This is a genomic window from Prauserella endophytica, from assembly GCF_005146945.1.
GTDB classification, from domain to species: domain Bacteria; phylum Actinomycetota; class Actinomycetes; order Mycobacteriales; family Pseudonocardiaceae; genus Prauserella_A; species Prauserella_A endophytica.
This window is the reverse complement of sequence record NZ_SWMS01000002.1, coordinates 26051-45755: the sequence shown is the minus strand read 5'-3', so window position 1 is coordinate 45755 and position 19705 is coordinate 26051. Positions and strand designations below refer to the sequence as shown.

Annotated in this window: 16 protein-coding genes; 8 read left to right on the top strand and 8 right to left on the bottom strand. The window is 68.5% G+C overall.

The features are described 5' to 3' along the window. Positions 1 to 818: 818 nt before the first annotated feature. The 8 genes from FCN18_RS04215 (at position 819) to FCN18_RS04180 (ending at position 10588) form a co-directional block, all read left to right on the top strand. Positions 819 to 1859, top strand: coding sequence for a dihydrodipicolinate reductase (locus tag FCN18_RS04215; RefSeq protein ID WP_170200510.1), 1041 nt, complete (start codon positions 819 to 821; stop codon positions 1857 to 1859). Beyond that, positions 1856 to 3418, top strand: coding sequence for an AMP-binding protein (locus FCN18_RS04210; protein ID WP_112273520.1), 1563 nt, complete (start codon positions 1856 to 1858; stop codon positions 3416 to 3418). Before FCN18_RS04215 ends, FCN18_RS04210 begins: the two co-directional genes overlap by 4 nt. A gap of 100 nt (positions 3419 to 3518) precedes the next feature. Beyond that, a complete protein-coding gene (locus FCN18_RS04205) occupies positions 3519 to 4952 on the top strand; it encodes an aminobutyraldehyde dehydrogenase (protein ID WP_206077804.1) in 1434 nt (477 codons plus the stop codon). A gap of 13 nt (positions 4953 to 4965) precedes the next feature. Further along, positions 4966 to 6360 (top strand): (Fe-S)-binding protein, encoded by a 1395-nt coding sequence (locus FCN18_RS04200; protein ID WP_206077803.1) that lies wholly within the window; start codon positions 4966 to 4968, stop codon positions 6358 to 6360. After that, positions 6357 to 7877 (top strand): FAD-binding oxidoreductase, encoded by a 1521-nt coding sequence (locus FCN18_RS04195; RefSeq protein ID WP_137093416.1) that lies wholly within the window; start codon positions 6357 to 6359, stop codon positions 7875 to 7877. The genes FCN18_RS04200 and FCN18_RS04195 overlap by 4 nt, the downstream gene beginning before the upstream one ends. Continuing rightward, positions 7874 to 8179 carry a hypothetical protein gene (locus FCN18_RS04190; protein ID WP_199543124.1) on the top strand — a complete coding sequence of 102 codons (306 nt, stop codon included), beginning with the start codon at positions 7874 to 7876 and terminating at the stop codon, positions 8177 to 8179. The genes FCN18_RS04195 and FCN18_RS04190 overlap by 4 nt, the downstream gene beginning before the upstream one ends. Then, complete coding sequence (locus FCN18_RS04185) at positions 8176 to 9201, top strand: NAD(P)H-dependent amine dehydrogenase family protein (protein WP_112273523.1); 1026 nt, start codon at positions 8176 to 8178, stop codon at positions 9199 to 9201. The genes FCN18_RS04190 and FCN18_RS04185 overlap by 4 nt, the downstream gene beginning before the upstream one ends. 4 nt (positions 9202 to 9205) lie before the next feature. Next, a complete protein-coding gene (locus tag FCN18_RS04180) occupies positions 9206 to 10588 on the top strand; it encodes a hypothetical protein (RefSeq protein WP_137093413.1) in 1383 nt (460 codons plus the stop codon). Positions 10589 to 10908: 320 nt separating this feature from the next. Here the strand turns inward: FCN18_RS04180 and FCN18_RS04175 are convergent, their stop codons facing one another. The 8 genes from FCN18_RS04175 to FCN18_RS04140 all read right to left on the bottom strand — a co-directional run bounded on the left by FCN18_RS04175 (position 10909) and on the right by FCN18_RS04140 (position 19656). Continuing rightward, positions 10909 to 12243 carry an MFS transporter gene (locus tag FCN18_RS04175; RefSeq protein ID WP_158303035.1) on the bottom strand — a complete coding sequence of 445 codons (1335 nt, stop codon included), beginning with the start codon at positions 12241 to 12243 and terminating at the stop codon, positions 10909 to 10911. Between the two features lie 91 nt (positions 12244 to 12334). After that, positions 12335 to 13903 (bottom strand): AMP-binding protein, encoded by a 1569-nt coding sequence (locus FCN18_RS04170; RefSeq protein ID WP_113643458.1) that lies wholly within the window; start codon positions 13901 to 13903, stop codon positions 12335 to 12337. Next, complete coding sequence (locus FCN18_RS04165) at positions 13900 to 15072, bottom strand: thiolase domain-containing protein (RefSeq protein ID WP_112273530.1); 1173 nt, start codon at positions 15070 to 15072, stop codon at positions 13900 to 13902. Before FCN18_RS04165 ends, FCN18_RS04170 begins: the two co-directional genes overlap by 4 nt. 22 nt (positions 15073 to 15094) lie before the next feature. Further along, positions 15095 to 15826: an SDR family NAD(P)-dependent oxidoreductase gene (locus FCN18_RS04160; protein WP_112273532.1), complete on the bottom strand. Its 732-nt coding sequence runs from the start codon at positions 15824 to 15826 to the stop codon at positions 15095 to 15097. A 46-nt stretch (positions 15827 to 15872) separates the two neighbouring features. Beyond that, the gene (locus FCN18_RS04155) at positions 15873 to 16847 is read right to left on the bottom strand and encodes a PDR/VanB family oxidoreductase (protein ID WP_137093409.1); all 975 of its coding nucleotides are present in this window, start codon (positions 16845 to 16847) and stop codon (positions 15873 to 15875) included. 20 nt (positions 16848 to 16867) lie between these two features. Continuing rightward, entirely contained in the window at positions 16868 to 17374 is a 507-nt protein-coding gene (locus tag FCN18_RS04150) for a Rieske (2Fe-2S) protein (protein ID WP_137093406.1), read from the bottom strand. Then, the gene (locus tag FCN18_RS04145; protein WP_137093404.1) at positions 17371 to 18507 is read right to left on the bottom strand and encodes an amidohydrolase family protein; all 1137 of its coding nucleotides are present in this window, start codon (positions 18505 to 18507) and stop codon (positions 17371 to 17373) included. Before FCN18_RS04145 ends, FCN18_RS04150 begins: the two co-directional genes overlap by 4 nt. A 21-nt stretch (positions 18508 to 18528) precedes the next feature. Further along, positions 18529 to 19656 (bottom strand): amidohydrolase family protein, encoded by a 1128-nt coding sequence (locus FCN18_RS04140; protein ID WP_228713640.1) that lies wholly within the window; start codon positions 19654 to 19656, stop codon positions 18529 to 18531. Positions 19657 to 19705 lie beyond the last annotated feature (49 nt).

Genomic DNA, 19705 nt, shown 5'->3' with positions numbered 1-19705 from the left:
GGCGCTCGCCGCGGCGTGCGCCAGCAGCACGGCGGCACCCGCATCCGCCAGCGCGACAGCGACGCCGAACCCGATCGGACTGGGACCCGGACCCGGACCCGGACCCGGACCCGGACCCGGGCGACGCTCCCCTTCGTCGGTCCTGCGGCCAGACCGAAGCCGTCTCGGCGCACGGCGCCGATCCGTCCAGCCGTCGCCCTTCAGCACACGTGGAAGTCGACACACCGATGTTCTCACAGGCCTAGACTTCATACCTACAGATCTGTATGTTTGGAGCCGTCCAACAAAGGTCTCGTCAGAGGGCAGGGCAATGTCGCTCAAGCACATGACGGAGGAGTGGTCGCGGCCGGGCGCACGCTCGCTCGCCGGCCGGCGTCCGGGTCAAGTCGATCAGGAGGTCGAGTCCGCCCCTTCGCGGCACCTGCCACAAGCGCGGTGGGTCCGGCACCAGGGCCGGAGATTCGGCGCGACCGACAGCTCCCGTCCGGGCGCTCTGTACGAGACCTGCGGCTCCAGCATCCTTGTCGGATCACTTCATCGCTCACCGCGGCCGCCGGCGCCGTTGGCGGTCGCCGAAGCCGGAGATCGCTGACCGCTAAGCAGCGCTACCCAGTTCGGCCTACGTGGCTCGCGTGTCGCGGTCTCCCTCCGCCTCGACGTGAGCGCATCAGCTAGCCATTCGGTCGCCGATGGCGTTTTACACAGCTACTGAATCCGCATTTGCACAGGTAGATCTTTCAATCCGACAACTCTAACTGTTTGACCAGCGAGGAAGCCGAGCTGCGGTAGCTCTCGATCAGCTAAGGAGGAGCGTCATTGTGGCGGTCACACGAGTGGCACTGGTCGGCCTAGGGGCCACGGGGTGCGCGATCGGTACCCTGCTGGCGGCCCGGGAGGACTGTGTACTGGTCGGTGCTGTCGATCAGCGCCCCGACACGATCGGCAGGGATCTCAGCGAGTTCCTAGGTCTTGATCGGCTGGGCATCGCGGTCACCAGCGATCTCGGCGCCCTTCCCGCGACTGATCTCGCGGTGGTCGCGACGACATCGGACCTCGATCGCGTCGCGCAGACAGTGATCCCACTGCTGGAGCGCTCGATCAATGTCGTGAGCATCTGCGAGCAGCTGGCGTACCCATGGGAGAGCCACCCCCAAATCGCCAAGCAACTGGATGCGGTAGCGCGTGAGCACGGGGTGACGGTGGTCGGCACGGGTGCCAACCCGGGAGTCCTGATGGACACGCTTCCCATGCTGATGAGCGTGCTGACTCGACAGGTCAACCGGGTGGTCATACGTCGGCGCACCAACATGTCGCGCTACGGCGCGATCTTGTCGAAGTTCGGGCTCGGGCTGGAGCCCACCGCCTTTGCCGCTGCGCGCAACAGCGGGCAGGTGATCGGCCACGTCGGTTTCGAGCAGGCGATCGGTGCGCTGGCCGCCGGCCTCGGATGGGAGCTGGACACCATCGTCGTCTATGACGTCGAGCCGAGTGTGGTGAGCGATCGCAGGCGTCAGGGGGCCCACACGGTCATCGAGCCCGGTGCGATCGCAGCGGTCACCCACCGAGCCCGAGGGCTGCGGTCCGGGGACGCGGTGATCGATCTGGAGATCGTCTTTGGGTTCTTCGACGCCGAGGACGAGGTCCAGCCGGGCGATGAGTACCTCATAGAAGGTGACGACCAGCTCATCACGCTGGCGTCAAACCACGGTTTCGAGTCGTTCCTGAGCACGGTGGCAGCTGCCGCCAACGTGGCGACCGCGGTGGTCGACGCCCCGGCGGGCCTGCACTCGATGGGTGAGCTTCCGGTGCTCGCGATGGCATCCAAGGGAGCGCGGATCCGTCAGGCGGTGCATCGGTGAAGCACAGTTTCCAAGCGCTCTCCCCCGCACGGTTCCTGTCCCGTGCCGCGGCGGTGTACGGCGACCGGGTGGCCGTCGTCGATGGTCGTGACCGCTTCACCTACGCGGACCTCTACCGGCGCGCCCGCCAGCTGGCCGGGGCGCTGATCGGTCTGGACCTACGGCCTGGCGACCGCGTCGCGGTTCTGTCGGCGAACAGGCATGAGGTGCTGGAGGCGCACTACGGCGTCCCCTTCGCCGACGGCGTCCTCGTCACGGTCAACTCGCGGCTCGGTGCCGCTGAGATCGCCCACATCCTGAGGCACTCCGGAGCGGGCATCCTCATCTGCTCGCCCTCGCTGGGACAGCTCGCCGAGAAGGCCGCCGCCGAGTCGCGCCGCGATATCACGGTCGTGCACATCGGCGACGAGTACGAGCGTCTGCTCGAGCAGGCAACCCTCTACGAGGCGGTGGTCAGCGACGAGCTTGCAGCGGTCGCCGTCAACTACACGAGCGGAACGACCGGTGCACCGAAGGGTGTGATCTACAGCCACCGGGGCGCTTACCTGCAGGCGTTGGCCATGGCCTTCCACGCCGGCCTGACCGCCGACTCGACCTACTTGTGGACACTGCCGATGTTCCATTGCAACGGCTGGTGTTTCACCTGGGCGGTGACCGCCGCGGCCGGCACACACGTCTGTCTGGAGACGGTCGGCAAGGACGCCGTGTGGTCGGAGATCGAGGCGCACGACGTGACCCACCTTTGTGCCGCCCCCACCGTGTTGTCGATGATCGCGCCCGGGGACGAGGACCCGGACCATGGTCACGGCCGTTCGATCTGGGTGGGCGTGGGAGGTGCGCCCCCGGCACCTGCCGTCCTGGCCCGCGCCAGGGCGCGTGGCCTGCGCGTCACTCACCTGTACGGAATGACCGAGACCTACGGCCCGGTCGTCATCAACGAGTGGCAGTCGCGGTGGGACGAGCTGCCGGAGGAGCAGCGCGACCGCCTGGCAGCGCGGCAGGGCGTCGGCAACATCGTGTCCGAGCCGGTGCGCGTCGTGAACGAGGCCGGTATCGATATTCCTGCCGACGCCGTCACTCTCGGCGAGATCGCGTTGCGGGGCAACAACATCACGCCGGGCTATCTCAACGACTCGGCGGCGACGGAGTCCGCGGTTCCCGACGGCTGGCTCCGCACGGGCGACCTGGCGGTCCGCCATCCGGACGGCTACATCGAGATCCGCGACCGGGCAAAGGACGTGATCATCTCCGGCGGGGAGAACCTGACCTCGGTCGAGATCGAGCAAGCGCTGCTCGCGCATCCCGCAGTCGCCGAGGCGGCGGTGGTGGCTCGGCCCGACGAGCAGTGGGGCGAACGTCCGGTCGCGTTCATCGAGCCCGTCGGCCAGACGCCGGTGACTGCGGACGAGCTCCGAACACACCTTTTGGAGCGCATCGCCCGATTCAAGGTCCCGGACGCCTTCGAGTTCGGTCGGCTTCCCAGGACAGCCACGGGAAAGGTTCAGAAATTCGCACTCAAGCAACGTCTCCACGCGCCGCACGGGGGCCGGCCCGCTTGACCGGCTCGCGAGGTCCGAGCCAACGGGCGAGGTCGATCCGGACGCGTGACCGGACAGGTCGTTGAGACCTCGCACTTCCACCACGATCAAGGAACGTGACATGACTGATGTAGACATCCACACCCGCAACCTCGTCGACGGCGAGCTGCTCGGCGCCCGCAGCGGCCGGGAGCTCGACGTGATCGATCCGGCGACCGAGGAGGTGATCGCGCGAGTTCCCGCGAGCGACGCCGACGACGTCGATGCGGCCGTCTCGGCCTCGGAGCGGGCGTTCAAGACATGGAGGCGCACGACACCCGGCGAGCGCGCCGAGAGGCTGCTCGCCCTCGCCGACGCCGTCGCGAAGGACGCGGAGCACCTCGCTCAGCTCGAGTCGCGCAACGTCGGCAAGCCGTTACCGGTCGCTCGGGAGGAGATCGGCTTCGTCGCCGACAACCTCCGGTTCTTCGCCGGTGCCGCACGCTGTCTCGAAGGGCGTGCCGGCGGCGAATACCTGTCCGGCTACGAGTCCTACGTGCGACGAGAGCCCATCGGCGTGGTCGCAGGGATCGCCCCGTGGAACTACCCGCTGCTGATGGCGGCCTGGAAGTTCGCTCCCGCTCTGGCGGCCGGGAACTGCAGCATTCTCAAGCCCTCCCGCCAGACCCCGCTGTCGGCTCTGCACCTGGCTCACCTGGCCAAGGACATCCTGCCCGCCGGTGTTCTCAGCGTCCTCGCCGGCAGTGCCGGCGACTTCGGTGACTCGCTGGTGAGCGACAGGCGTATCGGCATGGTGTCGGTCACCGGCGACACGAGCACTGGCAGGCACATCGCTCGTACCGCAGCCGATCACGTCGCCAGGTCCCACCTCGAGCTTGGCGGCAAGGCGCCGGTCGTGGTGCTCGACGACGCCGACATCGACGATGTCGTCGCGGGAATCACGGTGGCGGGCTTCGTCAACTCCGGCCAGGACTGCACCGCGGCTTGTCGGGTGATCGCCACGCCGGGCGTCTATGACAAGCTCGTCGAGCAGCTCGTCCCGGCGGTCGGATCCCTGAGGATGGGCGACCCCAACGAGAGCGAGGAACTGGACCTCGGCCCAGTCATCTCGGGCGCGCACCGGGACTCCATCCTCGCCGCGCTCGAGCGGACGAACGGCAAGGTCGCCGTCGGCGGGCGCGCTCGCGGCGACAAGGGCTTCTTCGTCGAGCCGACCGTGGTGGTGGATCCGACGCAGGACGACATAGTCGTGCAGAAGGAACTGTTCGGGCCGGTCGTGTCCGTCCAGCGCGCGCGCGACGACGACCAGGCGTTCGAGTGGGCCAACGACGTCGACTTCGGCCTGGCTTCCTCCGTCTGGACCCGCGACGTGAACGCGGCGGTCCGGGCTGCCCGCGAACTCGACTTCGGCTGCGTGTGGGTCAACGACCACATCCCCGTCGTGTCCGAGATGCCCCACGGCGGCTTCAAGCAGTCCGGCTACGGCAAGGACATGTCGGTGTACGGCCTCGAGGAGTACACGCGGATCAAGCACGTCATGACCAAGAGCGCTTGAGAGGTACACGCACGTGAGCGACAAGCAGGTGACACAGGCCGCGGCGCGGTCCGAAGCGACCACGACCACCGATCCCGAGCCCACGCCGTCCACATCGGGCGACGACACCACCCCGGGACGCGCCCCCGACGACCACGGACCCCGCGGCTCCAATGGCGATGACCGCGCGGTCGACCTGGCGATGCCCCACCTCGGCCAGATCGAGCAGGCCTTCGTCGAGCGCTGGCACGAGAACGCCACCGGGTGCTTCTCGTCCGGTCACAAGTTCTGCCGCGAGGTCTGCCCGGTCACCCAGGTGACCCGCAACGAGAACCACACCCCGACAGCGTTCCACGCCAACGTCATCGGCCTCGAGAAGGGCCACCTGAGCGTGGAGGACGTCGCCGACGACTACGTGCACTGCACGCAATGCGGCGGCTGCGAGGTGCGCTGTCCCAACACCCTCATGGTCGGTGACTTCTACCGCGCCCGCACCGAAACGGTGAAGGTCGTGCGTGCCATGCGGGCGATGCTCGTCGACAAGGGCCTCGACCGCGAGAAGTGGAAGGTCTGGAACAGGCTCACCGACGAGCTCAAGAACGAGCCGGTGTTGGGAGTCGAGGGCGAGCAGCCTAACGGCCAGGCACAGGTGCGTGACTGGGCCGCGGGCCTGGACATCCCCATCGGCGGCGACACGATCATGTTCGTCGACTGCGAGGCCGCCTACTACCGGACTTCGGTACCGCGTGCCACCGCGCAGATCCTGCGGAAGGCCGGCGTGGAGTTCGGCCTGATGAACGAGCAGTGGTGCTGTGGGGGCCCCGCGGCGGAAATGGGTTACGTCGAGCAGTCCATGCGCTTCGCCCGCCACAACGTCGATGACTGGCGCCGCTCCGGGGTAAAGCGGATCATCGCCATCGAGCCGCACGATTACGTTCACTTCACCGAGGATTACCCGGCCTACTTCGGTGACGAGTTCGACTTCGAGGTCGTCCAGATCATCGACCTGGTGGCCGAGCTGATCCGCGACGGGCGCCTCGAGCTGGTGAAGCCCATCGAGCGGGTCGCGACCTACCACGACCCGTGCCGGCTCAACAAGCGCAAGGGCATCCACGAGGCGCCTCGCGAGATCCTGCGCGCGATCCCTGGCCTGGAGTTCCGCGACGTCGACCGGGTCACCCAGTGGTCCTACTGCTCCGGCGGCGGGGGTGGGCTGCCCATCGAGAAGCCCGAGATCACCGCCGAGATCAGCCGTCGCCGCCTGGAGAAGGCTTCCGAGCTGGACGTCGACCTGCTCGTCAGCGCCTGTGTCTGGTCCGAGCGCCCACTCACCGCGGCCGGGGACGAGGCCGGTATCGAGGTGCGCGACATCATCGAGCTCGTCGCCGAGTCCGCTGGCATCGAGGTCGGCGGGAGGACCCGGGCATGACCGTCACCGCCAGCCTCGGCAACGAGGTCGTTGACAGGCTCAACGAGATCCTGGACGAGCCCGGAGCAGTCCTGACGAGCCGCTCGAGCCGGTTCAACCGCGCCCGGGTCCCGGCGCCCTTCCCGGTGCACCGTTGGGAGGAGTTCCTGCCCGACGTCGTCGTGCTACCGCGCACGACCGAACAGGTCTCGCGCATCGTCAAGCTCGCCAACGAGCTCAAGGTGCCGATCGTGCCGCGTGCGGGCGGCACCGGCCTGGCCGACGGCGCGGTCCCCATGCGCGGCGGCATCCTGGTCGACGTCAAGCGCATGGACCAGGTCAAGGAGATCGACCTGGTCAACAACACCGTTACCGTCGGCCCCGGCATCAACATGCAGACCCTCAACCGGCATCTCAGGCCTCACGGGGTCATCTACCCCGACGACCCCGCCTCCTACGCGTGCGCCCTGGTCGGCGGCCGCATCGGGACGTCCGGGCTATCGCTGCTGGGAGCTCGCTACGGCCACACCCGCGACCTGGTGATCTCCTTCGAGATGGTGCTGCCCACCGGGGAGGTCATCGAGGTCGGGGACGGCGGGGGTCGCAAGGTCCGCAAGTCCTCGACCGGCTATCAGCTCAAGCACCTGTTCATGGGCCATCAGGGCACCCTCGGCATCGTCACCGAGGCCACCCTCGAGCTCGTGCCGCGCGCGGAGACCGAGTTCGCCGCGTTCTTCCTCTTCGAGGACTACGACACCGCATACCGCACCTTCTCCAAGCTCGCGAAAAGCGGGCTGGCCACGCTGGCCGGGGTCATGCTCTTCGATCCCGAGAAGGTCGACTACCTGCGCCGCGACGACGAGGCCTACATCGTCCAGCCTGCGTGGGTGAAGGCGGTCTGCGCGGTGTCGCTGCTCGGCACCAGGGTCGAGGTCGAGCCGGCCCGCGACGTGGTCATGAAGCTTGGCCGTAGCCTGGGCGGGCGCTACATCGGCGATGAGATCGCCTCGGGTGACTGGGCCGCGCGGCACGACCGCTACGCCAATCCCCTGCACGGTCGCGACAAGAACGGCAAGGTCATCCCGATGTCGTGGCACTGCGAGGACGCGGCGATCCCCTACAGCGAGGTGCCCGAGGTTCTGCGGAAGTGGCATGCGATCGCCCGCCGCTACTGCGAGCAGTACGAGATCTTCGACGACTGGGGCGCGTTCGCCTACACCAATGCCGCACACAAGCCCTGGGGAGACATCCTCCTGGAGATCGACATGGGCCTCTGGGAGGACCGCATGGACGAGTACTCCTGGCAGGCCTTCGTGTCCCTGAAGAAAGAGATCGCCCAGGTCGCCATCGACCACGGTGGCTCCATGTCGTCCTGCCACGGGGCCACGCGCGCCGGCGACGCCGAGCTGGTCCCGACCGAGATGGGGGCGTCCTGGGAGGTCATGAAGGCGATCAAGCGAGCGCTCGACCCACACAACATCATGAACCCCGGGAAACAGAGCCTCGACGAGGCCTACTCGGACGGACACCGGTCATGAGCGGCGACGACTACCGGTTCGGCCGCTACGTGCCCGCCGAGCAGGTGCCGCCTGCACCGAAACGCGTCACCGACCAGGTCGTGCAGCGCTTCGAGCACGTCTTCGAGGTCGATCCGGAGCGAATGACCCGGTTCCAGCAGCAGAAGATGCCGACCTGGGACACGCGCCGCATCGTCGCCGCGAGGTGGGACCACCTCGATGCGGTGCACCGGGAGTTCGCAGACGAGGTGCTGCTCGCGGGCGAGGGGCCCGACCCCGGCCCGGAGTCCACTCAGGACGAAGGAAAAGGAGCGAACGAATGAGTATCAAGGCAGTCGTCTACGGCGTCGGGGCGATGAACACCATCGCCACCCGCATGCTGCTCGAGAAGGGGGTCACTATCGTCGGTGCGATCTCCCGTAGTGAGAGCAAGGTCGGCAAGGACCTCGGCGAGCTCACCGGTCTCGGCAGGCGGCTCGACGTCCAGGTCAGCAACGACCCGCACGAGGTGTTCGAGCGCACCCGTCCCGACATCGCCGTGATCGCGGTCAACAGCTACATGGCCGACGCCGTCGAGCAGCTGCGGACGTGTGCCGAGCACGGCGTCAACGCCGTCACCCTGTCAGAGGAGGCGCTGCACCCTTGGGCGACCTCGCCGGAAATCACGCGCGAGCTCGACGAGATCGCCAAGGGCACCGGCGCCACCCTGACCGGCACCGGCCATCAGGACACCTACTGGGTCAACATCGTGGCCATGATGATGGGCACGGCGCACCGGATCGACTCGGTGGTCGGCCACGCGAGCTGGAACGTCGACGACTACGGCCCCGAGGTCGCCGGTGACCAGCAGGTCGGCAAGACCGTCGAGGAGTTCCACGCCTGGCTCGACGGCGCCACTCGCCCGCCGAGCTTCGGCCGCAACGTCCTCGACGCACTGGTCGCCGACGTCGGCCTGACCGTCAAGTCCGTTACGACGACCACGCGCCCCGACGTTGCCCAGCAGACCATGTTCTCCAAAGCCCTACAGCGGGAGATCCCGGCCGGCCAGGTCATCGGTTTCACCGACGTCGACGAGATTCTCACCGCCGAGGGCCCGGCGTTCAACTTCGAGATGTCCGGGCGGGTCTACGGCCCCGACGACGGCGACATCAACGAGTGGGAGATCAAGGGCGAGCCCGACCTCGTGCTCTCGAACGGCACGGTCCCGACCCAGGTCACCACCTGCACCCAGCTGGTGAACCGGATCCCGGACGTCATCTCCGCCCCGGCGGGCTTCGTGACGGTCGAGACGCTGCCGCGACTGCGCTACCGGGCGTTCCCGCTGCACACCTACCTGAAGGGGTGAGAAGATGACTCCCACCACGGTGCTGGCGGCGGCGTTCCCGGACCAGGTAGACAGCGACGCACTGACCCAGAACCTGCTCTACATCCTGTCCTCGACCGCCATCATCCTCGCGCTACTGGGCCTGATCCTGATCGACTCCGGCCTCGTCCGGCGGCAGAACGTGCTCTCCACCAGTGTCCAGAAGCTCGTCGGGTTCACCATCGGAACCCTCGCCTTCATGGTCGGCGGCTTCGCTCTGTGGAACTACCAGTACTACGTTGCCCTCGGTGTGGAAGGCAGCCTCGTGCAGGCCTTCAAGGACTGGTGGTTCGGCGGCGCGCTGCTGCGGAACTACGCTCACAACATCGACCCTGCCGTCGCCCCCGGCGTGGGCAACTCACAGATCTTCTTCGCCTTCCTCGCCCTCTATGGCGGTTTCGTGTGCGCGCTGCTGCACACCAGCGCATCCGAACGGATCCGAAGCGCCCCCTACTACGTGATCTGCGCCGTGGTCGGCGGTGTGCTCTACCCCGTCCTGCTGTGGCTGACCTGGGGCTCCACCAGCCCGCTCACCAACGCCGGTCTGCACGACTTCGTCGGGGCGTACACCTCCTACATCTTCGCCGGGATCTTCGGGCTCGTACTCACCATCAGACTCCGACCACGCGTCGGGCTCTTCCCCAAGCCCGGCCAGCAGACCACCTGGGCACCCAACAGCATCCCGCTGGCCGCGCTGGGGATCGTGGTCCTGCTGTTCGCCGCTCCCCTGATCGTGATGGGCTGTGGTTTCATCGTCCCGGGCGAAGCCTTCTACGGCGTCTCCATGACCACCTCGGGACTCGGACTCGTCTACGCGAACGTCATCATCTCGATGGTCGGAGGAGGGGTCGTCGGCGCGGTCATCGCCCACTCCACCCGCAACCCGACTCACGCCCTGCTCGGGCCCCTGGCCGGCTACGTCGCGAACACCACGGGTTTCGACGTCTTCCAACCGTGGGAGACACTGCTGGTCTCCGCTACCGGGCCGCTCGTGGTCCTGGTGGTCTACAACTTCGTCAACCGCCGGGGGATCGACGACGCCAAGGTCTTCCCACTCGCCTGCGCCACAATCGTCGGCGGCCTGCTGGTGGGCCTGCTCGCCTGGGGCACACCCACCGGCGGCTACTTCGGCCTCGACGGAGCCTACGGGTTCCAGCACGCCCAGATCACCCTCTGGTGGCAGCTCGTCGGAGTCGTCGTCACCGTCGCGGTCGCCGCTCTGTCCGCTTTCGCCTTGGTATCCCTGCTCGGCACCGTCATGAAAATGCGTGTGGACGAGGACGACGAGGTCGCCGGCATCGACCGGATCGGGTGGAACCCCGCGGCCAAGAGCGTCGACGCGGCACCGCAGGTGGGCACGTCGAGCTGACCGGACCTTCTTCGCCATCCAGCCGAGCTGATAGCCGATCCGGGTGGCCCGAAGGAGGGAGGGGCTGGTCGAAGGCGTTCGACCAGCCCCTCCTCCGATCGCGTTCGTGTCACCGGAGCTCGAGTCCCGCCACGAGTGCCTCACGCGCTCGAGACTTGCGAGCACGACTCTGGACGACGTCGCCCGCTGCGCGAACAGGTGAGCCGGATGCTCCCCGTGCGCACAGAACACGCGAGCACCTCAGTGTCACACCGCAACGGGACCGGCTCACCGGGAGCTGTTCGGGTGCAGCCGCGAGGCCGTCGCCGGAGGGACGGTGACTACCGCTGCGAAACCTCGCCCGAGCGCTCGGGCAACGTGGGCTTCGCCCGCGCAGCACCGGCGAGGGTGGTGGCCGCCCGGTTGCGCGGGGCGAGGCGGGCGATGCCGGACGCGACGAGAGCCCCCACTAGCAGGGAGAAACCCAAGACGTAGAGCCCACTCGCGGCGTGTCCTTCGGTGGCTACGAATCCCACGATCACCGGGCCGACAGCACCACCGAGACTGCCCATCAGGTTGATCATCCCACTGGCCTGGCCCGCCAGTTCGGGCGCGATGTACTGCAGCGCCCACGCCCACCACGGTCCGAACGCCGCGTACACACCGATTCCGGTGACGACCAGCAGCGTCAGCTGAACGCCCAGCGTGGCGGGCAGGAGCTGCTGCAGCAACAGTGCGATGCCACCGACGACCAGTGGCGGAATGACGAACCAGGATTTCGGGCGCGCCGAACGATCGGCGGCCCGCGAGTTCAGCAGCATGGCCACACCCGCGACGGCGAACGGGATGACGGACAGGAGCCCGACGGCGCCGATCCCGCGGGAAGACAGCTGCCCGACCACGGTGGGCAACCACAGTCCGAAACTGTAGAAACCCGTCAACCACAGGAAGTACACGACACAGCAGGCCCACACGGCCGGTGACTTCAGCACCGTCCAGAACGAGGCGGCCTCGGCCCCGGTCGCGCGCTCGGCGCGGGTCGCGAGGATGTGGTCTCGTTCCACTTCGGACAGCCTGGCGTCCTGCTCGGGCGAGTCCTTCAGGTAGCGCAACACGACGAACGCCAGCACGAACGCGGGCAGGCCCTGCACCACGAACATGACGCGCCAATCCCAGGTCTCGATCAGCCAGCCCGCCGACGGGACCATGACGATCGACGACGCGGGGAGCGCGAAGAGTGAGAGGCCTGCCGCACGAGCTCGCTCGCGCAGCGGGAACCAGACGACGAACATGACCGCGAACGCGGGCCAGACCACACCCTCGGACAGGCCCATCAGAAACCGCCAGACGATCATCGCCGTGGTGGAATCCGAGAGTGCCTGGCCGATCGACACCACACCCCAGCAGAGCAGTGCGCCGGCGATGACCTTGGACGGACCGATCTTGTTGGCGAGCCAGCCGCCGGGCACTTGAGTGAGGATGTAGCCCCAGAAGAACGCCGAAAGCACCACACCGGTCGCGGTCGCGGCGAGGTGGAGGTCGGCGCTCATCGCGGGTGCGGCGACGCTGATGTTCGCCCGTTCCGCGAAGGCGACCAGATAGACGAGGAAGAGCAGCAGGCCTGTTCGCCGCCAGCGAGCGGCCGGCAGTGTCGTCGACGTTGACGAATTGCTCACGGAAACCTCTTTTCGCGTGTTGCGGGCGTGCGCCTCCGCCCAGCGGCCGCTCGTGGCTGCCCGCGGGACGAGGTCGGTTTGGCGGGAATGCTCAGTCGGGCGCGGTCCAGCCTGCGGCGAAGAGCTGATCGCGAATGGTGCGCTTGACGATCTTTCCGTAGCCGGACTTGGGCAACTCCGGCCAGCGGATGAACTGGCGGGGCAGCTTGTACCGGGCCAGCCTGGGCTCGAGCCAGTCGCGCAGCCCGGCGTCGTCGGTGTCGTGATCGGGCTCGCGCACCCAGACCGCGACCCCGATCTCGCCCCATTTCGCGTGTGGCATGCCGAGCACGGCGACCTCGGCGACCGCGGGGTGAGCGACGAGCTTCTCCTCGATGTCGCGTGGGTGCACATTGGACCCGCCGGAGATGTACATGTCCGATGCGCGCCCGGTGATGTAGAGGTAGCCGTGCTCGTCGACGGCACCGAGGTCGCCGGTGTGGAACCAGCCGCCGTCGAACGCGGCCGCCGTCGCCTCCTCGTTACGCAGATAGCCCGTGCACACGGCGGGGCCTGCCACACAGACCTCGCCGATCTCCCCCGGCCCGAGCTCGGTCCCGGCGTCGTCGAGGATGGCGATCTGCATGCCGGTCCGTGGCCTGCCACAGGTGCCGAGCTCGAACTCGGGTGGTTGGGGCCGGCCGTGGTCGGCGGGGGTGAGGACAGTGATGTTGCCGGTGACCTCTCCCAGGCCGTAGTACTGCACGAGGACGGGTCCGAGGACGTCCAGCGCGTGGTCGCGGTCGGCGTTGAGCATCGGGGCGCCCGCGTAGATCACGTGCCGCAGCGAGGAGTGGTCGAACTTGTCGACCGCGGGGTCCTCGGCGAGCATCTTCAGAATGGTCGGGACGGTGAACATGTTGGTCACCCGCTCCCGCTCGACCAGCTCCCACACCTCCTCGGGCCGCAGCCCCGGCCCCTCCGGAATGATCGTCGCCGCGCCGCGGGCGACCTGGGGCAGCAGATGCACGCCCGCGCCGTGCGAGAGCGGAGCGACAGCGAGCGAGACATCGGTCTCGGACAGGCCGGGCATGAGGTCCGCGGCGTGGTTCGTGGTGACGAACCCGAGCTGGTCGTGGGTCAGAATCGAGGCCTTTGGCGACCCGCTGGTGCCAGACGTGAAGAAGTACCACGCATGGTCGCCCACGTAGACCGTCTCCGGCTCGGGTGACGCGGCAGGCAGCGCGGCGACGGTGTCGCAGGAGGCGTCGTCACCGAGCCACAGCACGCCGCCCGGCAATCCCGTCACGTCGCGCACCGCCTCCACGTGCGCTTCCGAGCCCCCGGCGGCGATCATGGCCACCGGCCGGCAGACGCCTGCGATCACCGCGACATCCGCCGGGGTGAGCCTGACGTTGGTCGGCGCCACCGCCGCGCCGGCTCGCCAGATTCCGTACAGGGACTGGATGTACTCGGGGTGGTTGTGGCCGTGAAGCAGGACGCAGTCTCCGCGGCTCACGCTCCGGCGCCGCAGCTCGGCACATACCCGGTCGGCGGCCTGGTCGAGCATGCGCCAGGTCCACCGGGTCTGGCCGTGTACCACGGCGGTTGCCTCGGGCGACCTGCGCGCGGTCTGTGCGAGCATCTCCGCCACGTTGACGGCACGGACCTGGGTTCTCATCGACTGGCCTCCAGGACGGTCGCGTAGTTGGTGACGGCGGCGCCGCCCATGTTGAACACCGCGGCTCGTTCGGCCAGGGGCAGCTGCATCCCGCCCGCCTCACCGACGAGCTGCATCGCGGCGATCACGTGCTGGGACACCCCGGTCGCCCCGATGGGATGCCCCTTGGCCTTGAGCCCACCGGACACGTTCACCGGGAACGCGCCGTCACGGTCGGTGCGACCCTCGGAGGACAGCAGGCTTCCCTTGCCGGGTTCGGCGAGTCCGAATGCCTCGTACTGCAGGAGCTCGGCGAGGGTGAAACAGTCGTGTGTCTCGAGCAGGTCGAGATCGGCCAGAACGACACCCGCTTCGTCCAGCGCACCGCGGAAGGCGGTGGCGGCCGCGCCGAACGCGAGCGGATCCGGCCGCGACGCGAGCGGCATCGGATCGTTGGCCTGTGCCCGCCCCCGCACGACCACCGAGCGGCGGGCGGCGCGCGCCACGTCGGCGCTGGCCACGACGACGGCGGCGGCGCCGTCGGAGACCATGGAGCAGTCGGTGCGCAGGAGCGGATGGGCGACGACCGGGTTGCGGTCGGAGACGGTCACGCAGAACTCGTAGCCGAGATCGCGCCGCATGTGGGCGTAGGGATTGTCCACGCCGTTGCGGTGATTCTTGGCGGCGATGCGGGCAAGCGCGTCACGGGGGTCGCCGTATCGCCTGGCGTACTGGCGGGCCAGCCAGGCGAACACGGCGGGGAAGCTGCCATGCTTGCCTTCGGTCGGCAGGTAGGCGGCGCCGAGGAGGACGTCGGTAACCGTGGCGGCGGGTGCGCGGGTCATCTTCTCGGCCCCGACGACGAGTACCGCGCGAGCCCGCCCAGCCTCGACCATGTCGAGCGCGGCGTAGAGCGCGGCGCTGCCCGTGGCGCAGGCGTTCTCGGAACGCACGGCGGGGACACCGGCAAGCTCGGGCGCGCCGGTGCCGACGAGTGCGGCCTCGAACCGCTGGTTGCTGGTGTCGGTGCCGTAGACCCCGACGGAGATGGCATCGATGTCAGCGGGCATGAGCCCGGAGTCCTCGACGGCGGTGGCGCTGACCTCGGCCATCAGCGACTCCACGTCCGGTTGATCGGACCTGCCGAACCGCGTGTGCGCCCAGCCGGTCAGATGCGGGTGCTGTGTCATGGAAACCTCCAGGTGGGGCGGGTCAGAGCCGGATTCCGCCGTTGACATCGAGCACGGCGCCGGTCATGAACGATGAGGCCGGCGACCACAGGTACAGCGCCGCCTCGGCGATGTCCTCAGGGCTGGCCAGCCTGCCGACCAGGGAGCGTTCGACGAACATCGCGTGGACGTCCGGGTCGTCGCCGATCATGCCGGTGGCGGTGGTTCCCGGGGCCACGCAGTTGACCCGGACCTTGCGCGGTGCGAGCTCCCGCGCGGCACCCTTGGTCAGGCTGATGACGGCGGCTTTGGACGCGCCGTAGACCGGTCCGCCGATGTAGCCGCCGCCGGTGTAGGCGGCCACCGACGCGCAGAGCACGACCGAGGCGTCCGGAGCGAGGTGGGGCGCCGCCGCCTGGATCGTGTTGACCGCCCCCAGGACGTTGATCATGAGGCAGCGCTGCGCGTCCGCCTGGCTCACCTGCAGCAGCGGTGCTGGCAGCGTGATGCCCGCCGGGACGAAGACGCTCGTCACCGGCCCGCTTCCGGCGGCGAGGGCGAAGCCCTTCTCCAGGCTCGCGGGATCCAGCACGTCGGCGCGCTGGTACCGCGCGCCCGGAAAGGCTTCACTGACCTGCGGAGCCTCCTCGGGCAGGTCGAGCACGGTCATCGCGGCGACGCGGGAAGCGGCGAGGCGTACGGCGGCGAGCCCGATGCCCCTGGCTCCACCCACGATCACGGCCGAGCCGGTCGGCGTGCTCGTCTGGTCACTCATGTCAGCGGACTCCTTCGTGCAGTGGTTCTGCGATCTCCGGACGGGGTCACAGGTCGAGGACGAGGCGCGGGGTGAGTGACCGCGAGCAGCAGGGGGTCATCACTTCGTTGGTCGCGCGTTCCTGTGGACTCAGATAGGAGTCGCGGTGGTCGGGAACGCCGTCGAGGACGACCGTCTCGCACGTGCCGCAGGTCCCCTCGCGACACGAGGTCGGGACCTCGATGCCCGCCTCGGCGAGTGCGTCGACGATCGTCTGCCCGGCGGGCACGCCGACGACCATGTCCGAGTAGTCGCAGACGACCTCGAAGGCGGTGTGCTCCCCGTCGAGCACGTTCTCGGCGGCACGGAACCGCTCGACGTGCAGCGTCCCGTCCGGCCAGGCGGTGCAATGCTCCTCGACGGCGGCGATCAGTGGAGCGGGTCCGCAGCAGTAGATCGCGACGCCGTCCCGCGGCTCCCCCAGCGCCGCCGCGAGGTCGATGTGCCCGTGCTCGTCCTGCGCGCGGACGGCGACCCGGTCGCCATAGCCGGCAAGCTCGTCGAGGAACGCCATCGAGCCACGGCTGCGACCGCCGTACACGAGGCTCCACGGACGGTCCCGTGCCGTGCAATGCGCGATCATCGGCAGGATCGGTGTGATGCCGATGCCGCCAGCGAGGAAGACGTACTCGGACGCGGTGACGAGCGGGAAGTTGTTGCGTGGTCCCCGGCAGCGGATCTTGTCGCCGACCTCGACCCGGTCGTGAACATGGATGGAGCCACCCCGCCCGCCGGCCTCCCGGAGAACGCCGATACGCCACGAGCCGGGCTTTTCCGGGTCACCGCACAGCGAGTACTGGCGGACGAGATCCGGCTCCAGCACGAGATCGAGATGAGCACCGGGTGTCCATGCGGGTAGCCGCTCCCCTTTCGCCGGCTCGAGTTCCACGACGGCGACGTTGTCGGCGACGATGTCCTTCGCGGTGACGACAGTGACGAATTCACCCGGCTCGCCGGTGGACCGGGTTGGATTGGCGATCATGGATCCTCCGCTGAGGTCGGTCAGGCGGTGGCCGCCGGACGGCGTCTTTCGGCCTGGTCGCGGGTGCGCCCCGGCCGCCGACGACTCGTGTCGACGACAACGACGTCCCCTTCGACCGAGACGGCGTAGCCCTCGAGAACCAGCGGACCGTCCTGACGGCCGCCGTCCGGGTCGACGACGTCCTCGGGAGAGCCGGGGACGACCTCGACCTCGTACTTGCGCACCCGGGCGTTGCGAGGGTCGTAGAACGACACGCCGGTCCGGATGTCGAACTCCCAGGCGTGCCAGGGACAGCGCAGCGAACGCTGCCGCTCGTAGTCGATCGGCGCGTCCGGGCCATCGGCCGACGCGACTCCGAAGACGGTCCCGTGCTCGCAGAGCGGCGCGCCGGCGTGCGGGCACCTGTTCAACAGGGCGTAGTACTCGCCGTCGAGGTTGAAGATGCCCACCGAGCGGCCCTCCAGCTCGACGATCTTCCGCTCACCCTGCGGGATGTCCGTGGTGTTGGCGACGATGTAGCGAGTCACGCGCCGTCCTCCAGACCGAAGAAGCGCACGGCGTTGCCGCGCAGGATCTTGTCCTTCAGCTCCGCCGGGAACGAGGGTGGGAAGATCGCGTCCGGCGCGTCGAAGTCGAAGTGCGGATAGTCGGAGGCGAACAGCACGTTGTCGGCGCCGAACTCCTCGATGTACTCCACCAGGTGGGCGGGCTTGTCGGGCTCGTCGATCGGCTGGGTCGAGACCCAGATGTGGTCGGCGAGGTACTCCGAGGGCTTACGCAGCAGGTCGGGCACCTCGCTGCGCAGCGTCTCCCAGTGGTAGTCCAGGCGCTGCATCAACGGCACGAAATGCGCGACATTGCCCTCCACGAACATGATCCGCAGGTCCGGGTAGCGGTCGAACGTCCCGGACAGCACCAGGCTGAGAATCTGCGACTGGAAGCTCTGTACCTGTCCCACGTGGTACTCGGTGTGGTACGACGCCCAGCCGGTGCCGGTGCTCGGGTTCCCGCCGCCCTGGGAGAGATGGATCTGCATCGGCAGTCCGTTGGCGATCATCGCCTCGTAGATCGGCCAGTATCTCCGGCTGCCCAGCGGGTCGCGGGTCTTGCTCAGCCCCAGGACCGCGACCACCCCGGGATGCGAACCCAGCCGGTCGATCTCCGCTGTCGCGAGGTCGGGACTTTCGAAGGCGACCGAGATCGCGGCCCGCAGCCGGGGCTCCGGCCGGACGAGGTGCTCGAGCTGCCAGTCGTTCACCGCGCGGGTGAGGGCATCGGCGAGCTCGGGACGCAGTGCCTGGGAAGCGGGATTCAGGGCCTGCCCTCCGGGCGAAATGCACTGCAGCACACCGAGTTGCACGTCGTAGAGGTCCAGCAGCTGCTTGCGGATCAGGTCGAGGTCCGAGCCGGGGAAACCGGTCTCGGGCCACGTGTCGGCCCGCATCGCGCCGCCGTAAAGCTGCGGATACTCGCCGAGGTTGAACAGACCGTTGGTGGTGCGGACCCCGTACTCGCGCACGATCTCCCGCCAGCGACGGGGCAGGTACGCGGTCAGCGCGTCCGCCGGCGGCACCGGGTGGATGTCGACGTCGGCGATGCCGGTGGTCACCTTCGGGGCCGGCAGGTCCAGCACGCGCGGCCGCTCCTGGATTGTGGTCATCGTGGTCTCACTTCCGTCGATTCAGAGGTCCGAGTGGACGCTCAGGCCGTAGATGTCGAAGGCGTTGGTCCGCCGGATCCGGTCGATCAGCGCGGGATCCGAGCTGCCGTTCTCGATCTCGCGCGGCGCGGAGTGGTGGCGGTGCGGGTAGTCGCTGGAATAGACGAGCATGTCCTCGGAGCCCAGCCGGTCGACGAGGCGGTCGAGCGCCCCCGGCCGCTCGAAGCCGTCGGAGGGTGCGGTGGTGAAGCGAACGTGACGGCGGATGAGGTCCGACGGCCGCTCGGTCAGCCACGGCACATCGGGTCGATAGCTCTTCCAGAGCTTGTCGAACTTCCACAGGAACGGCGGAACCCAGCCGAACCCGAGCTCGCTGACCACGATCCGGGTCGACGGGTACTTCTGCAGCACCCCCTCGGAGACGATCGAGGCGAGCTGCGCTTCGAGGTTCGACTGCTGCCCGACGTACCACTCCAGGTAGGTTCCGGGCCAGCCGACCGAGGTCGGCGCTTGCCGGAACACCCCACCGATGTGCAGGGCGACCGGCAGGCCGTGGCGCTCGGCGGCTTCCCAGATCGGCCAGTTGATCTGCCTGCCATAGGGCAGTTCCGACTGGCCGAGCAACAACACCTGGGCGAACCTGCCATCGGCCGCGCACCGGTCGATCTCCTCGGCCGCCGCGTCGGGGGTGCCCTGGGGTACGACGATCGAGGCCCGGAGCCGGTCGTCAGCGTCCAGCCATTCCCTGGCGATCCAGTCGTTGAGGGCCCGGGCGTGGGCGATCTCCCGGCGCGGCTGGTGGATCTGCTGAACGCCGTAAAGACAGTTCAGTACGGCGAAGTCGGGCCCGCCGTCGCTGAAGACGTCCGCGACGAGTGCGTCGACGGCGGTGCCGGCACGCCCGTCCGGACCGGGCGTGACCTCGGGCCGCTCCGCGATCGGTGAGGAGGGCGGGTGGTAGCCGGGCTCGTAGTACGGAGCCAGCTGCGCGACCAGTTGATCAGCCCAGTAGTCGTCGAGGTAGGGCAGCAGACTCCTGGCCGAGGGAAGGACGGCGTGGACATCGCAGTCCACGACGGCCGCCCTCCGGCCCTCCGGCACCGGACGGTTCGCCCCCGTGCCGCCGGTCGTCATGGTGGGAGCACCCATGGAGGCCTCCGTTCGTCGTTGAAGCAGCTCCTCAGTGCCACCGACGGTG

Coding starts and splice junctions, on each gene's coding strand:
- FCN18_RS04205 (WP_206077804.1), top strand. CDS start 3,519: ATGACTGATGTAGACATCCACACCCGCAACCTCGTCGACGGCGAGCTG.
- FCN18_RS04195 (WP_137093416.1), top strand. CDS start 6,357: ATGACCGTCACCGCCAGCCTCGGCAACGAGGTCGTTGACAGGCTCAAC.
- FCN18_RS04190 (WP_199543124.1), top strand. CDS start 7,874: ATGAGCGGCGACGACTACCGGTTCGGCCGCTACGTGCCCGCCGAGCAG.
- FCN18_RS04185 (WP_112273523.1), top strand. CDS start 8,176: ATGAGTATCAAGGCAGTCGTCTACGGCGTCGGGGCGATGAACACCATC.
- FCN18_RS04180 (WP_137093413.1), top strand. CDS start 9,206: ATGACTCCCACCACGGTGCTGGCGGCGGCGTTCCCGGACCAGGTAGAC.
- FCN18_RS04170 (WP_113643458.1), bottom strand. CDS start 13,903: ATGAGAACCCAGGTCCGTGCCGTCAACGTGGCGGAGATGCTCGCACAG.
- FCN18_RS04165 (WP_112273530.1), bottom strand. CDS start 15,072: ATGACACAGCACCCGCATCTGACCGGCTGGGCGCACACGCGGTTCGGC.
- FCN18_RS04160 (WP_112273532.1), bottom strand. CDS start 15,826: ATGAGTGACCAGACGAGCACGCCGACCGGCTCGGCCGTGATCGTGGGT.
- FCN18_RS04155 (WP_137093409.1), bottom strand. CDS start 16,847: ATGATCGCCAATCCAACCCGGTCCACCGGCGAGCCGGGTGAATTCGTC.
- FCN18_RS04145 (WP_137093404.1), bottom strand. CDS start 18,507: ATGACCACAATCCAGGAGCGGCCGCGCGTGCTGGACCTGCCGGCCCCG.
- FCN18_RS04140 (WP_228713640.1), bottom strand. CDS start 19,656: ATGGGTGCTCCCACCATGACGACCGGCGGCACGGGGGCGAACCGTCCG.